This is a genomic window from Paenibacillus sp. R14(2021), assembly GCF_019431355.1.
Taxonomy (GTDB): Bacteria; Bacillota; Bacilli; order Paenibacillales; family Paenibacillaceae; genus Paenibacillus_Z.
The window spans coordinates 1028643-1043584 of the sequence record NZ_CP080269.1; the positions used below are offsets into that span (position 1 = coordinate 1028643).

The 14942-nt window shown below is 43.7% G+C and carries 16 protein-coding genes; 11 read left to right on the top strand and 5 right to left on the bottom strand.

Annotated features, from left to right (window positions below; all coding sequences use genetic code 11):
- Positions 1-126: 126 nt before the first annotated feature.
- The 5 genes from KXU80_RS04985 to KXU80_RS05005 all read left to right on the top strand — a co-directional run bounded on the left by KXU80_RS04985 (position 127) and on the right by KXU80_RS05005 (position 2197).
- On the top strand, positions 127-771 hold the full coding sequence (locus tag KXU80_RS04985; RefSeq protein WP_219837165.1) for a hypothetical protein: 645 nt from the start codon (positions 127-129) through the stop codon (positions 769-771).
- Positions 768-1031 carry a hypothetical protein gene (locus tag KXU80_RS04990; protein ID WP_219837166.1) on the top strand — a complete coding sequence of 88 codons (264 nt, stop codon included), beginning with the start codon at positions 768-770 and terminating at the stop codon, positions 1029-1031. The genes KXU80_RS04985 and KXU80_RS04990 overlap by 4 nt, the downstream gene beginning before the upstream one ends.
- A complete protein-coding gene (locus KXU80_RS04995; protein ID WP_219837167.1) occupies positions 1028-1411 on the top strand; it encodes a hypothetical protein in 384 nt (127 codons plus the stop codon). Before KXU80_RS04990 ends, KXU80_RS04995 begins: the two co-directional genes overlap by 4 nt.
- Before the next feature lie 12 nt (positions 1412-1423).
- The gene (locus KXU80_RS05000; protein ID WP_219837168.1) at positions 1424-1648 is read left to right on the top strand and encodes a hypothetical protein; all 225 of its coding nucleotides are present in this window, start codon (positions 1424-1426) and stop codon (positions 1646-1648) included.
- Positions 1649-1903: 255 nt separating this feature from the next.
- Positions 1904-2197 carry a DUF4362 domain-containing protein gene (locus tag KXU80_RS05005; protein ID WP_258171415.1) on the top strand — a complete coding sequence of 98 codons (294 nt, stop codon included), beginning with the start codon at positions 1904-1906 and terminating at the stop codon, positions 2195-2197.
- A gap of 159 nt (positions 2198-2356) precedes the next feature.
- Here KXU80_RS05005 and KXU80_RS05010 read toward each other — a convergent pair whose 3' ends face one another.
- Positions 2357-2821 (bottom strand): DinB family protein, encoded by a 465-nt coding sequence (locus KXU80_RS05010; RefSeq protein ID WP_219837169.1) that lies wholly within the window; start codon positions 2819-2821, stop codon positions 2357-2359.
- 369 nt (positions 2822-3190) lie between these two features.
- Between KXU80_RS05010 and KXU80_RS05015 the strand changes: the two genes are divergently transcribed.
- Both KXU80_RS05015 and KXU80_RS05020 read left to right on the top strand, forming a co-directional pair.
- Entirely contained in the window at positions 3191-4477 is a 1287-nt protein-coding gene (locus KXU80_RS05015; RefSeq protein WP_219837170.1) for an IS110 family RNA-guided transposase, read from the top strand.
- A gap of 626 nt (positions 4478-5103) precedes the next feature.
- Entirely contained in the window at positions 5104-6432 is a 1329-nt protein-coding gene (locus KXU80_RS05020; protein ID WP_219837171.1) for an outer membrane protein assembly factor BamB family protein, read from the top strand.
- A gap of 474 nt (positions 6433-6906) precedes the next feature.
- Here KXU80_RS05020 and KXU80_RS05025 read toward each other — a convergent pair whose 3' ends face one another.
- A complete protein-coding gene (locus tag KXU80_RS05025; protein WP_219837172.1) occupies positions 6907-8034 on the bottom strand; it encodes an IS110 family RNA-guided transposase in 1128 nt (375 codons plus the stop codon).
- Between the two features lie 218 nt (positions 8035-8252).
- Here KXU80_RS05025 and KXU80_RS05030 point away from each other — a divergent pair, with 218 nt between their 5' ends.
- The gene (locus tag KXU80_RS05030) at positions 8253-8864 is read left to right on the top strand and encodes a histidine phosphatase family protein (protein ID WP_219837173.1); all 612 of its coding nucleotides are present in this window, start codon (positions 8253-8255) and stop codon (positions 8862-8864) included.
- 448 nt (positions 8865-9312) lie between these two features.
- On the opposite strand, the gene KXU80_RS05035 is transcribed toward KXU80_RS05030, so the two are convergent.
- Positions 9313-10239 carry a DMT family transporter gene (locus KXU80_RS05035; protein WP_219837174.1) on the bottom strand — a complete coding sequence of 309 codons (927 nt, stop codon included), beginning with the start codon at positions 10237-10239 and terminating at the stop codon, positions 9313-9315.
- Positions 10240-10348: 109 nt separating this feature from the next.
- Here KXU80_RS05035 and KXU80_RS05040 point away from each other — a divergent pair, with 109 nt between their 5' ends.
- Positions 10349-11239, top strand: a complete 891-nt coding sequence (locus KXU80_RS05040) for an AraC family transcriptional regulator (protein ID WP_219837175.1) — start codon at positions 10349-10351, stop codon at positions 11237-11239.
- Positions 11240-11877: 638 nt separating this feature from the next.
- On the opposite strand, the gene KXU80_RS27865 is transcribed toward KXU80_RS05040, so the two are convergent.
- Both KXU80_RS27865 and KXU80_RS27870 read right to left on the bottom strand, forming a co-directional pair.
- Positions 11878-12696: a transposase gene (locus tag KXU80_RS27865; protein WP_258171260.1), complete on the bottom strand. Its 819-nt coding sequence runs from the start codon at positions 12694-12696 to the stop codon at positions 11878-11880.
- Between the two features lie 93 nt (positions 12697-12789).
- The gene (locus KXU80_RS27870; protein ID WP_258171261.1) at positions 12790-13155 is read right to left on the bottom strand and encodes an IS110 family transposase; all 366 of its coding nucleotides are present in this window, start codon (positions 13153-13155) and stop codon (positions 12790-12792) included.
- Positions 13156-13466: 311 nt separating this feature from the next.
- Here KXU80_RS27870 and KXU80_RS05050 point away from each other — a divergent pair, with 311 nt between their 5' ends.
- Entirely contained in the window at positions 13467-14453 is a 987-nt protein-coding gene (locus KXU80_RS05050; protein ID WP_219837176.1) for an ATP-dependent DNA ligase, read from the top strand.
- A 188-nt stretch (positions 14454-14641) separates the two neighbouring features.
- Positions 14642-14857, top strand: coding sequence for an MBL fold metallo-hydrolase (locus KXU80_RS28370; protein WP_374987775.1), 216 nt, complete (start codon positions 14642-14644; stop codon positions 14855-14857).
- The last annotated feature ends 85 nt before the right edge of the window (positions 14858-14942 follow it).

Below are 14942 nucleotides of genomic sequence, written 5' to 3' on the forward strand. Positions count from 1 at the left end.
TCCGAAGAGAGGAGGGAGTCATCTTTTCATTAAGATACTTCTACAAGTAAACAGGGCGCTTCCCGTACAGTTCATCGTTGATGCTTATCGCCGGCAGCATTGAATTATCTGAAGTCGCGAAAAACAATGGCGAAACATTTCATTCACTTGGAAGTATTATCCTTTATAGTTCGCACATGTGAATTGTGGGAGGGAGCAGCCATCTACATTGTTGCAACGGCGCTGATTCTAGCGAGCTGGCTCGGCAACGCCGGCTACAACCGATACTATCGTCTGCCGGAGGGGCGGTTTCTGCAGCATCACATTGAAGCGACGGACTCGACTTCCGTGGCGTTCGATCTCTTCTACGTCGCTAACAAGGGAGACAAACGGACTATTCAATCCATTAAGGTAGCGGAACTTCCAACATTGGATTTTTACCCCGTTCAAGTGCATCAGGAATTGAACCGGCAAACGATTTATAAATTCACGGGCTTCTACCGAAGCGCTCCCGAACGAAAAACGGCACTGCCGCCGTTGAATCTTCATGCAGTTACTGTTACATACAACGACGGGAAGACGCGTGTGATGGAGGTCGGCGATATTATCGTCTATCGGAACGTGTATCCGTCCACGACTTCGCCGGTCGAGTTTTCTTCCGGAGGGGGCTCTTCGGACAATACAGGCTTTAATACGGTGAGCGCGAACCGGCCCGCCGTATTGACAGAAACGACTTCGGCCTGCTCGGTACGGATTTTCAATTCGAAGAGAAATGGATCAGTAGCATCGTGAGCTCCAACGGCCTCCTCGAATCGGAAGTGACCTACCCAATCAAGTTAGCCAAAGGTGACAGCCTCAAAACGAACTATTGGTTCAATTTTCCCGACAGCAGTCCGCTTGCGGCTGATGTATTCAACTTACTGCTGATGCAGATGTTCGACGAGGGGGGCGGCAGCCGGTCGAGCTATCCGATCTTTGCAAATTATTTGCCCTACTATACGGAATCGCAAATGAAGCATTTTGTCCGAGCGCAGAGGGAGGAACGCAAATGAAAAACTCCCCTTATTCCCTCATCGCGTGGGGCGTGGCGCTCGATCTGCTCAATATCCACGTCGGAAATATAGAACTTGCTCTCATCGGTTATCTTCTTATGATGCGGGGAACCTATCGCCTCGGAGTCAGCCAACGTTATTATTTGATCGCGCTAGCCGGTTCATCATTGCAGGTTATTCTTGCCTGTGCCGCGATGGTGGGACTGCGCATGGATTTTCCGGTGCTCGGTAATGAAGATGTGACGGTTCCTGAACTGATCTGCATTTCTGTCGCGATCACGGTCAGGATGGTCACGATGTTCGGGCTTTGCTCAGGCATACAGGCCGATGCAAAAAAGAAAGGATCGGATTCACTTGTGCATTCTGCCCGTTCGACGTAGAGAACACTGCTCGTGATCGATAGCACCAGTCTGTTCCCCCTGCCTTTCTTGTTGAATGTCGTGAAATCGGATGCTGTATGGGGCGTGCTATTCGTTGGAGAGGCTGCTCTCATCGTGCATGTATGGGTACTCAACCTTGTCCGGCAAGCGGGACAATTGAACAGACCAGGAGCGCTGGGGGCGCGCGAAACGTTGAGCATCCGGATCCACAACCACCGCAGTTGGGAGCATGAATGATAGGCTTGGAGCCAATATCGTTACTAACTGGCAGTTTAACGCAACGAACCCTAATTAATTGCGTAGGAGTATGTAAATAAATGCTAAGGAGGTAAGGTTATTAACCGTAAAAAAACAATAATTATTTTTCAGACTATTATTATTATTGCACTGATCAGTGTTATTTTCGTACTCGTAAATAAATCAGACAAAGCGAATGCAAACGAGTCCGTTATTTTTCATTTTAACCAGGTTGATTTAGATCGAATTGACCATCTGGTAAAAAGATTTAATGAAGGGAAAGGAGACAATTTAATGATCATTACTCCAACTATAGATAGCGGACCCATCATCCATGACGTTCACTCCGGTCGAAGGGAAATAAGATGGAGTGTTGATAATTCTAGAGATGCTTGGAACACAAATATGAAAAAGACAGTATATACCTGTGAAGCAATTAGGATTCACGATAGAGACAGTCAATTTATTGATGTTCAATTATCAAAATGTAAAAATTACAAAGCAGATGAACAACTTAACATTCTTAGCTTTGAGAAAGAAAAATTGTAATTGATTTAACTAACTGGCAGTTTAGCGCGACAAGGGCTGCGAACTACCGATTCAGCAGCCATCATTACGCTAATTGGCATTTTATCGGCGCTTGGTTTAAGAAAAAGGTGTAAATTAAGGATTAAAAGAACCGCCATCACTGGCGGTTCTTTGACTATACTAACTAACCATTTCAAGGTAGTTCTTTATTTGTGCTACGTGATGCCTATCATGACCAATAAACATTTCTTGTAAAAAGGTTTCCAACGTATACGCACTATTATGGAATTGTCTAGTGAATGCTGATTCAGGAACCAAATTGAGTCTTAAGATCAATTGTTTGCGTTGCGAAATTGCTTCCTTCAATAAATCATGAGGTTTCATTTTTTTACCGAAAGTAACGGATGCTTCGTTATATGCTTGCACGTCGTGATGTTCTTCAAGTATTACTTCTTCATTGTTTATGATCTGATTAATGGTCTTAATGAAGTTTTTGTCCCAACCCATAATATGACTGATAAGGTCCTGAATCGACCATGTACCAACTAGTGGTTTGCTAAGGACATCATCAGAGTAAGGGATTAAATCGGAAATAAACACCGTCATGCTTTCTAAGTCTTTAGAGACATCAGAAATCGTTGCCACGTAAAAAACCTCCAGTATGCCGAACTATGATATAATCTAATTATAGAACAAATGTTCTTATCGATCAACAGAGTCTGTTTATCAAAAAGGTTTTTTATCTAAAACCGAAATATCTATAAGGTCGACCTTAGACAAGAAAATCGAAAGGGCGTCAAATCGCTACGCTATCTGGAGACTATAGTTGAATTGAGACGCAGCGGCAGTCGACGACGCGATCGGCTGCCGTTGTCCATTAAATAACGGGCAGCATTCCTATTATGAAGAAATACGAGGTTTGAGAAACAAAAAGACTCCTTGGTATGATGTTAATGGGTCCAAGAAGCTAGCCGGCTGACGGATTCCAAAAAAACAAACCAAGGAGACTACAAGATGAATTCTAGTCAAAATGAACGAATTAATCAAATCACATCTTCTACCTTAATTGTCGGTGTAGACATCGCAAAATTCAAACATGTGGCTCGCGCACAAGACAACCGCGGAGTCGAGTTCGGGAAGCCAATTACGTTTGAAAATACCCAGGCAGGATTTGAGTTGTTTGTGAGCTGGTATCAGAAAATCTTAACGGAACAAGGTTTCCAAGACGTTATTGTTGGCATGGAGCCTACCGGTCATTACTGGCTGAACCTAGCTCATTTTCTGAGAGAAAAGCAAGTAAAGTACGGCGTTGTGAATCCGCTGCACGTGAAGAAGAGCAAAGAGTTAGACGACAATTCTCCAACTAAAAATGACATCAAGGACGCAAAGGTTATTGCACAGCTGGTCAAAGACGGGAGATACGCCGTACCAAGCCTCCCTCAGGGCATTTATGCGGAACTGAGGGAAGCGATGAAGATTCGCGAACACCTAACGACTGACCTTTGTGTGGTTCAAGCACGTGTCCATAACTGGTTAGATCGTTACTTTCCAGAGTTTTTAACGGTATTTAAGGACTGGGAATGCAAGTCTGCCATCCAAATGCTGAACCTCTATTTACTGCCGCACGAGCTTGTTCAAGTGCCGGAAGAAATCTTGCTGCAGCACATGAGAGAAGTTGCAAAGCGAGGGCTTGGTCTAGGTCGGATCATTGCTCTAAAGGAAGCAGCGAGCCGTTCAGTAGGCATAAGAACGGGCTCAGAGTTAGCGAAAATGGAACTAAAACTCTTGCTTACCCATTACGATTGGCTTCATAACCAGCTCATAGAGTTGGAAGCAAGATTGGATGAATTACTCATACAGATTCCTCATGTACAGCAATTGCTGGCCATTAAAGGGATTGGAAGAGATACCATCGCAGGATTCCTTGCTGAGGTAGGTGACATCAGCCAGTACCGTCACCCCAAACAGATTTCAAAGCTCGCTGGATTGAATTTGAAAACAAATTCATCTGGCACACATACAGGACAGACCAAGATAACCAAGAGAGGCCGGAAGCGTCTTCGTGCCTTGCTCTTTAGAGTGATGATGCCGTTGGTCGCTAAGAATGCAGCCTTCCGGGCTTTGCACGATTACTACACAAAACGGCCGATAAATCCATTGAAAAAGATGCAATCTCTCATCGCATTGTGTAACAAACTCATACGGATCCTGTTCGGGATACTGCAGAAGGGACATGAGTTCAGCGAAGAGAAAATGATCCAGGATATCCCTCGATTTGCAGAATTACCGCAAGCAGCTTAATTGAAAGTTTTCCTTTGATAATGACCTAGTAATGAAAAACAGATAACAAGAAGCACGGATGAGTCAGAACGGCACTAACATACGGACGAAGATCCTGTCGGGCAGCATATCTGACCTCCACCTCATGGACAGGTTGATTGAAGGAATGTGGGAGCGTAGACTCTGCGAGATGTGGGAGGGTTGACCGCCATGAGCTTATGTGGAGATCCAAAGGTGCAAGCATACTTTACCGAAGCAACCACTTTTTACAGGTAGTGGTCTAGGTGGAGACTTTTTTGCACCTTTACCAGCCCCATAAATTTCTTCATCTACAACTTCGTTCCATCTAGATGTTATCTGTGAGGAAGTCCACTTGGTCAAAATCTAAGAAAACGAGAGCATTTAAGAGCAAAGTGATTCTCCATAGAGGGAGGTTAATGCAACTTTGGAAACGAATTAGCGTCTAAAATTTTGGTGGAAAATGTAAAGTGGCGAGGCATTTATGAAAGCAAAAGCTGTGTTCCTATACATCATATTAATGACATTGGTCCATGGGGAAACAAATCAGTGAATGACTTGTCGCTTCTTCATTCGTCTTACTTAAGTAAGCGTCGAAGGCAAGATGAGAGTACGGGGAGGAGAAAGAATTGAATAGGAAAGCAAAGTGCGGCTTATCGGCCTGCTTGTTAACCGCCTGCGTTTTGGCTCAGTTCATGCTACCGGGTCGACTGCCCGTTTATGCAGCTCAAACGGCTTCGAACGTTGGTGCCGTTTCGTCGAGTGCGCCGGAACTGCATCCTGAATGGACGCAAAACATTGGCGAATATCAGAACAAGGGCGATCAATCGATCAGGGGCGGCCCGGCGTTGCTCACGATAAAGGAAGGTCAGCTTCTCGCTATCGACACGCCAACGGGGAAGCGAATGTGGAAATTCGGAGCCTATCTGGAATCGGCACTGGCAACTTGGAGCGATCTAGAAGGCGATTACATCTTTACCGTGACCAAGGGAGGGCAACTGATGGCCGTATCCTGGTCGGGGAAGACGATATGGACAACGCAAACCGGTGGCTATGAAGAGTACGAACATGTGCAAGCAGCAGGTAGTTACGTCTTTATTCTGAAGTCGCACTTGACAGAGATCTACAAGGCTGACAGCGGGAAGCGCCTGGTCAAGATTTTTCATCCGGTGGAAGAAGGAATTGGAGATCCGAGCGTGACGCTCTCGGCGTCGGGAACGACGATGATTCGAGGCTTCGAAGCGGACGGCGCTTACATTTCCGCCAACCTCGAGGCGTATGATATTCGAACCGGCAAGCATATTTGGGAGCAGAGCGGCCATCAGTTTTCGATGCTTAACACCAATTCCAATCTATATTCGCTTGCGGAGAATATGCCGCTGGATCTGGATGCTTCAGAGCGCCATGTTACAATCGATAAGATCGATATTCAATCGGGGAAGGTTGCGGGCTCCCTCATCTATAATTGGACCGTTCCACAATCGGAAGTGCAAACAACGCCATATGAAACAGATGCGGTTCTTGCCTACGATCGAATATATATCAATCAAGGAAAAGTGATTGGCGTCTATAATTTCTCCGCTTACTCGAAAGGACAAGCGCCGCTGCGTACGATACCGCTAACGGCGGATTATTATATGACGGGAAGTTACGCTGCAGGCATGCTGTTTCTGAAGGATGCGCGGGGCGGCGACTTGAAGGCTCTCAACATTGAAACAGGTGAAGTCATGAGCTGGGGAAATGAGTCGCAAGGCAGCGACAAGCTTGTCGCTGCCAATAGAATTGTGATCAGGGAAAAAGATAACGGCACGGTCGAATTCTATGACCTGATTACCGGCCAATTAAAGGCAACGCTATCGCTCAAATCCGATGGGAGTTACGGTCCTGTTATGTACGATAGCAACTCCGCCTTAATCTGGAAAGGGAATCGAATTTACGGCGTCCAGCTGCCGAAATAATCGAAACGCCTAATGTCGATGTCGTCTTGCAGGAGAATTCGGCGACTTCCAAGTTCAAGACCATTTTTGCAGCTAACCGGTTCTCATGGAGTCCAGTTAACGCATCCAGGCAATTTGGGAATCAGAGAAGTGGGAGTATGTACGGAGCAGTTTGCTGGCTGCAACTGCTCCATTTTTTCGTTACGCTGATATGAACGAGGCGGTCAATACCTCTTTTTAAAAATCATCTTCTAAGGGGAATTGACTTTAAAATCTTGGCACGAAGGCAACGCGTTGACGGTGGTTAACAGTCTGATATGCGCGGGTTGGTTACCGCATTTCAATCCATTCGTCACGGAGCTGCCTCGGACTAACGGCGCACGTTCGGCTTTTAATCAGTTTCCTAGTGCATAGCGTAACATGAGGGTTCTCCTTACCGGTGTTTGCCTCCGAGCCAAGATTTCAAATCCCCGTCGAGACTATTACCGTTTAAAACTAAGCGATTAATTCGATTTCCGAGTGTTTCATTTCAATCGCACAACCAATAGCCCATACGAATCCGATAAGTTCTCTGGCAACGGCAACAGCAGCTTGCTTCCCGCCTTTCCCCCGAGAAGTGATACCATCATATTTCTGATGCAATCGGTGCTGCGCTTTCCAGGCAATGCGTTTAGCTTCCGGATCCTGGCCTTCCTGACGAGAGCGAAGTTGTCCTTTCAAAGAAGGAGCGTGGCGATAGGACCAAGCGGATTCTACGATGACATGACGAATGTGAGCATTTCCGACCTTCGTGATGGATCCTTGCCAACGGCTAGCGCCACTTGAATATTCTTTAGGGACAAGTCCTGCATACGACATTAATTGCCGGGGACTTGAAAAGCGAGAGAACTGCCCAATTTCCGCTACTAACGTGGTTGCCGTTACCTCCGCAACGCCACGCATGGTTTGAAGAGCCTGGATAACAGGGGCGTGAATACTGGTTGTTGCTTGTTCGTGGATTTCAGCTTCAATGCGTTTCATGCGGTCGGTCACTTCATCAATGGCATGAAGATATTCTTGGAACACGATTCGCAGCGATGATTTTTCAAAGCGAAGGCTATGCAGCCATTCTCGATGCGTGACGGACCAATTCCGTGTGCCTTTTAGTGGACGCAAGTCATGGCGAAGTAGAAACTGGACAAGATGAAGGCGAGCACGTTGCAAGTCTTCCTTAGCGTCATGACGAGCGCGAACCAAATCCCTCAACGCTTCATGATCTTCATCGGGGGTCCAAACAGATGTAAGTTCTCCGGCGCGAAGAAGTTGTGCCAATCGTAAAGCATCTCTTCGATCGGTTTTGATGCGATCTCCTGCGCGCTTTGGAATGAGTGTTGGGGCAACAACGACACAGTCAATGCCAAGCGACAACAAAAACCTGAAGAGACCATATCCAGTTGGTCCGGCTTCGTAGCAAACGTGCAATTGCTCCGGTGTTCCTATTTTCTTCATGAGCTTACGCATGGCTTCAGGTGTGTGGGGAAAGTTCCCTAGGAAACGCGGTTCACCACGTCCTGCATCTGCGACGGCAACAGAGATGATATCTTTTGATACGTCTAAACCAACAAATTTTGTGAAATCCTTCATAGTAGCGGCTCCCTTCGAATGTAGCTCTGCATGTGGTTTTAAGTAGAATCCACTACACATTGTAACCACATACAACCTACGTTAAGCGATTGGTGCCGCCTCGTTCATTATGACTAACGGGCAGGATACTTCCAATATATGTTAATATTATTGGAGTGCGATTAGTATGAAAATCGATGTCTGAACCAGTAGGTACTGTTAAACTTAGGGGAAGAATAATGGCTATTTATTTTGTGAGACATGGTGTGGACGATGAAGGATATCGTGGGGGCTGGAGTCAAAGAGGACTCAATGTTGAAGGCTATAGGCAATCAGAAAAGCTGGGTTGTTATCTTAAGGATAAACAGAGCACTTATCAAATACATCGTATCGTGAGCAGTGACTTACAACGGGCATTGGATACAGCGAATGAGATTGCTAATTTAATGAATTTGTCCGTTGAAAGTAGCAACCAGTGGAGAGAAACAAATAATGGCATAATCGCTGGAATGCCTAACGAAATCGTCAATGAACGATTCCCTGGGCTATATTTCTCCAGTTTACGAATGGATGAAAGGTATCCTGGCGGTGAGAGTCCATTGGAGTTTTATTTACGAATTGAAGAAACATTCAAGCGGTTATGTGAGGAGCAATCAACTAAGAATCATCTTGAGAACGTAATAATTGTTACTCATGGCGGGGTTATTAATGTCGTTTACCATATTCTAAAGGGTTTAGAATGGACAAATAAAAATAATTCGTTCCCAGCTTCAAATACAGGCATTCATAAAGTGGAGAATTCTAATGGACAATGGAAATTAACATTTGAAAATGTTCTGGAGCACTTATAGTCTCAGTGGCTTGTTACGCTAACGGGCACTATCGATAGCTCCATAAATTCTATACCAAGGGCTGCCGCGGACGATCGGCAGCCTTGTTCAACGATCGGGCAGATTTACTGAACAAACTAGTACGAAAGAACGGCTGATTAAACGGTCCTGCGAAACAAAATTATAGCAAGTTTGAAACAAAACACCCCCAATCAAACCATTTGATTGAGGGTTATTTTGTGTCATTGAACAATCCGGGAAGGGGCTTGTCGGGCGACAATAGCATATATCGTTTGACGATTTAAGACAAGAACATGTTTTGTTGCCCGCAGTTGAGGATAATTCTCAACTTGAATGCTTAATAGGTATGGAGGCACCACCCAACCATTACAAAATGAGATGGTTTATTTGTGCATTCTTAGTAATGCCCCCCAGTAGAAAATTAACTAACTCTGAGGGGCTTTTCATTTTATAGGGGTTGGTTATCCTTTGAAGAAGACTGTTTATTCAATGCCAATATTAAAATCATCCCAATGATACAAGCAGTACCCATCCATTGAAAAAAACCAAAAGGTTCTTTTAACCAAAATACTGTTGTTAAAACAGCCACTAGTGGCTCTAAACTGCTTAGAAGGCTTGTTTCTTTTGGTGAAAGACTTTGTAAACTTTCTATATAAAACCAAAAAGAAACCATTGTACCGAATACGATAATGAATACTAAGTATAAATAAGCCGCTATCGTCAAGCTTGAAAAGTCCATTTGCCAAGGTGGATGGATAAAACTTAATGCAAAGCTGCCGATAACCATAGCCCAGCCAACAATGACAAGGGAATCGTATTGCTTCAAAAGAGGAACTGTATATAAGGTATAAAATGCTAAGGCTAATCCTGATAAAATACCCCAAACGATTGCAGGGGTGGACACGGATAGTTGAGAAATTGAGCCGTTTGTTAATAAGAAAAAACAACCAGCTAAAGCAAGAGACACAGTTAACATATCTTGTCGTGTTAAGAAAGTTTGTTTCCGCAGGACTAAATAGATGATAATCATTACAGGGGCTAAATATTGTAATAGCGTTGCAACAGCAGCATTACCATGTTTAATCGATGCCATATACGTGTATTGAACCGCAAGCATACCAAGTAACCCGAAGACAATCAGTTGAACGGCTGTACTTCTATTTTTCCATACACCTAATATTTGTGAATGATCTCTTCCACAAAATTGAACGGTCAAGAGTAAAAAACCAGCTATGAGCAAACGTGTCGTAACAAGCCAATTTACATCGATTGCGTATTGTTGAAAGAGTTTTTTTGCAACGGTGCCACTAATCCCCCAGAATATCGCTCCTGTTATAACAAGAAATAATCCAGTTCTTCTAGTAGGTCTTTCCATAAATGATTCTCCACCTTAAATATAATAATAGTGTTATAATAGGTGGGAAATCATATTAATAATACCCATATTTAATGAAAAAATATAAGTATATTGAGGTTGTGGTAATTTGCAAATAAAAAATTTCATGATTGATCAAAACTTAAAAGAGCTAACTGAGCATCGTACAGTCATGTTACCGATTGCATGTTACGAAACAACGATAAACAAGAATATACATGGATTTATACCGCTTCATTGGCATGATGAAATCCAATTTGTCTTGATAGCAAAAGGGGAAGCCATCTTCCAAATAAATGAAGAAAGACTGGCTGTTCAAGAAGGCGATGGGCTATTTATAAATAGCGGCTGCTTGCACATGGCAGAGGAAAAGAATCAATCGGGCTGTGTTTATATTTGTTTGAACGTTTCTCCTCATTTCGTTTTATCACAAGAACTCTATACAACCTATGTAACTCCCTATATTCAAGCGACAAATTTATCTTACTTATATGTAAATGCAAATGAGCCTTGGGGGAAAAATATTTTAGATGCCATAGTAAAAATTAATCAATGGATTCAACAAAAATCACCGTACTTTGAAATCGATATCTCCATTCAGCTAACACTAATTTGGAAGAACTTAATCATTAATCGCTTTCAATTAGAATACGACCAAACGGAAATGGTAAAGAATCATCGAATGAAGCAAATGTTAAATTGGATACATCTACATTATGCTGAAAAAATCATATTAGATGATATTGCAAGAGCTGGACAGTTGAGTCGATCTGAATGCTGCAGATATTTTAATCGAATTCTAAACACAACTCCCTTGAGTTATGTAACTGATTATCGAATTCAAAAAAGCTTAGTCCTACTGCAAGAAGCAGATTCTAATGTTACAGAAGTTGCTTATCAAGTTGGATTCAATAGTACCAGCTACTTTATTGATAAATTTCGAAAGTCGATGAAAATGACACCCTTAACGTACAAAAAGGGCAAGATAGATGACTGTTAATAATATTATGTTATGAAACGATTCGCTTTTCTTGTTAAAGTAACGGGCATTTTTAGCGCAACTTCTTTGACAGCATTTCGTCTCACATATATAGGGAAATGTTTCCTCAACTAATCGAAATGTTAAGCATTTGGGGCACGAATGCCACGGTTAAGGAGCAAAAAAACATTTATCCTAATGGAGGCGGAGATGGTCAATCGTGAACTTAAGATTCTTTCGGTCAAAAGGTAAAGTCTTTCGTTGATACGATTGATTCAATTAGAAACAACGAAATAATTGTGAATCGCTCAGATGCAGTTAATCGGGGGAAAAATAAGGTCATTGATATTGGATATTTATGTAGCATCGGCGTAGATGCAAACATGCGGGAATAGAAGGCGTTTGTCTATTAACAACATCTTCCATTTAATAACTTGCTGCACGCCTCTCTCCACAAGGTCCTTGGGATTCACTCTCCCAAATCTCAACGGGTCTATGCCCTTACATTCCTTCGTCCTATCTATCCAAGGTGTGGAGTCCGATCAACGTTAACGGAACGGGTCTATGCCCTAAAGCGTAAAAATCTCGGTACTCCGTGCTTTCTTTGTGAAATCCTGCAAATGAGACAAATCACTGGTCTAGGTTGCGAGTTTAGTTGTTTAAGCTGCTAATAACGGTTGAGCTGTATTCGCGGAGAAAGCTTGTCCATCCCGCGCCATGGCTACAAGTATGCGAGCCAATTTCCCAATCAACTTCATCATGGACTGCATTTTCGTCATTCGTTTTACTTCAATATTGTGTGCATGTAAGGCTTGAAATGCACGATTGTGAGATAAGAGGTGAAACACCGAGAAATACAAATGCTTACGCAGCAATGAATTTCCTCGTTTGGTTAGCTTAATGTGCCCTTTATACTTGCCAGAGCTACGTTCTGCTAAGTTCAATCCAGCCTTCCGCAATAACTGATTCCCATGTGACAGCTTACGTAAGTCCCCGCCAAATGCGAATATGGCAGCCGTAGCAGGAACGGAAACACCGACGGATCGAACGAGATCAGACCCGGGGATTTCGGGCAATAGCTTTTCAATCATCTCGTCCGCTTCATCAATGATGTGGCAGATTCGTTCAAATTCTTCGATAAGGTGCCGCAACTCCCACTTGTCTTCTTCAAGGGCAGTAGCGTCTCCAACGCTATGTCTTGCGAGTGCTTGGAGCTCAAGCGCTTTATTCTTGCCTCGCATTCCGCCAGGTCTATCCATGTACGCTCCCCAGATCTGTACCATTTGTTCTGGAGTCAACTGCACGATGTCAGATGGGGTTGGAAAACGACGCAGAGTAGCTAATGAACGAGGAGTAAAAATATCTTCGAACGCTTGCCTGTACTCTGGAAAACGAATATCCAGCCAGCGGTGGATTCTGTTCTTAATCCGACCAGATTTAACAACCCAATGCTCTCTGTTTGTAACTATAACCCGCATGCGGCGGAAGGCTTCTTCCTTTGGAGAGAATGGCGTTTAGAACCGCGACTCACCGCATCGGCAATGACCAAAGCGTCCTTTGGATCATTCTTTTTAAGGGGAGTTGTCTCTGTTTTCCTTATTGCGTTTGGTCGTCATAGGATTGACAAGGACAACAGAAACCCCTTGTTTCACCAACCAATTGGCGATATTGAACCAGTAGTGACCGGTACTCTCCATTCCTACAACGACGTCATGCAAGTGGTGCATATTCTGTAATTTACGAATACTGCTAATTAAATGCTCGTAGCCCAAATGATCGTTCGAAAACGTAATTGGGCGATTGGAAAGGACAATACCTCGAAAATTAATAGCTTGAGCAGCATGTTTCTCTTTGGCAATGTCGATGCCAATGACAAGAGTGGAAGTGGAAATACGTTCTACTCGTTGATTTTGAGCTTTGATTAGTCTAGACTTCATTCTGACGCCTCCTAAGGTGAGTTCTGAGGGCTCCAACCCAGTACATACTCATCCTAGCGGGGCGTTTATTTTTCTGCAAATCGCATCTACTAACACCTACAGGAATGTTAACGGGCACTATAGTTGAATGGCGGTTGCTTCGGCAACCGTTTTTTTATGCTCCCTTGTGTAGCATTATTCATGCGAGATAAATACCATCCCTGATAAAACCTGCTCTGATTTGAGTACTTCACGCACTGGATAATTTCCAGTCATCTCATATAAGATGTTGGGTCCTGCCATGATAAGCTTATTATAGGAGGACTTTGCATATGCTTAACACAATTATCAAGCCAATGTTGCTTCAAGCTTTTTCAATAGTAGTCCCGCATAAGAAATGGATTCATCAGATAAAATGGGATGGATTTCGGATATTGATCCATTACATCAACGGAGTTATACGAGCCTTTACTCGCAATGGAACCGAAGTAACTGATCGATTCCCTGAACTTCAACAAATCCGATTAAACTGCTCTCAAGCCATTTTGGATGGTGAATGTATTGTCCTGGATCAGGCAGCGAAACCTTGCTTTGAGGATGTTATGAATCGATCCCACGCAAAGAAGCTTGATGCTGTTCAGAAGCTTTCTCAACAGTATCCAGCTCATTTTGCGGTTTTTGATTTGATATTCCATAATGGGGGATCCTTACTAAAGACAAGTCTCCAGGAGCGTCTAGAGTTACTCCTGAGAGTTGTAATACCATCTCCGGTGATATCAGTTACATCAACGAATGAAGATGGACAGAGCTTATTTCAAAAGGTTAAACAGCTTGGATTAGAAGGTATTGTTTCCAAAAATGCAGATAGTCATTATTATTTAGATTCAAGACCGAAGGATGTTTGGATTAAAACGAAGAACTACCGGTATGGTCAGTTTAAAATATCTGGCATACGTAAGTCAGAGTTTGGATGGAGCTTAACTGACAATGGTAAGCATATGGGAGTCATTGAATTTCCACCACCTTCCGACGTATTGAATGCGTTCAAGGCAGTGGCCAAGCAAATCGTCACAGGAGAAAGTAAGGACTGGATCTATCTTGAGCCGGTAATAACTTGCAATGTTAAATTTCAGTGTTATACAAGGGATAGTAAGTTGCGTCATCCAATATTTGAATCTACGTGTCAAAGTAATATTCTCAAGTGCCGCCGCACCTCCATTCGCAAGCAAGCAAGCTTATTCCGAAGGTGGGTACTTTCCTTGTTCCGCTCGGAGTCGGCAAGCGAATCTGGAAACGAGGAGCGTCGCCAGATGCGGTAATTGAAGTGGACTGGGGGGAAGAGCGAATCGTTCAGGGCATCCGCTTCGTTTGCACGCCGGAGAGACATTTCTCCGGACGAGGGCTGTACGATCGGGATACCACCCTATGGTGCTCGTGGGTTATTAAGACAGAATAGAGAAGTATTTTCTACAGCGGGGACGGTGGCTACGGACCTCACTTTGAACGAATAGGTCGTCAGCACGGACCGTTCGAGCTGGCCATTATGGAATGTGGGCAATATGACAAGCGATGGAGAGGCGTGCATATGCTTCGGGAGGAGACGGTGCAAGCGCATCGAGATATTCAGGGAGGAGTTCTACTCCCTGTTCACTGGGGGGCGTTCACTCTTTCTCTGCATGATTGGAACGATCTACGCATGGCTTCAAGGTTGATCGATGGCTAGGGCAGAAAAGTCGGCAAAGTAATAAGCATTAGTCTGCAAACCGATAGTAAGCTCAGCGAAGATTTCCTAAAATGAAGAAGATATG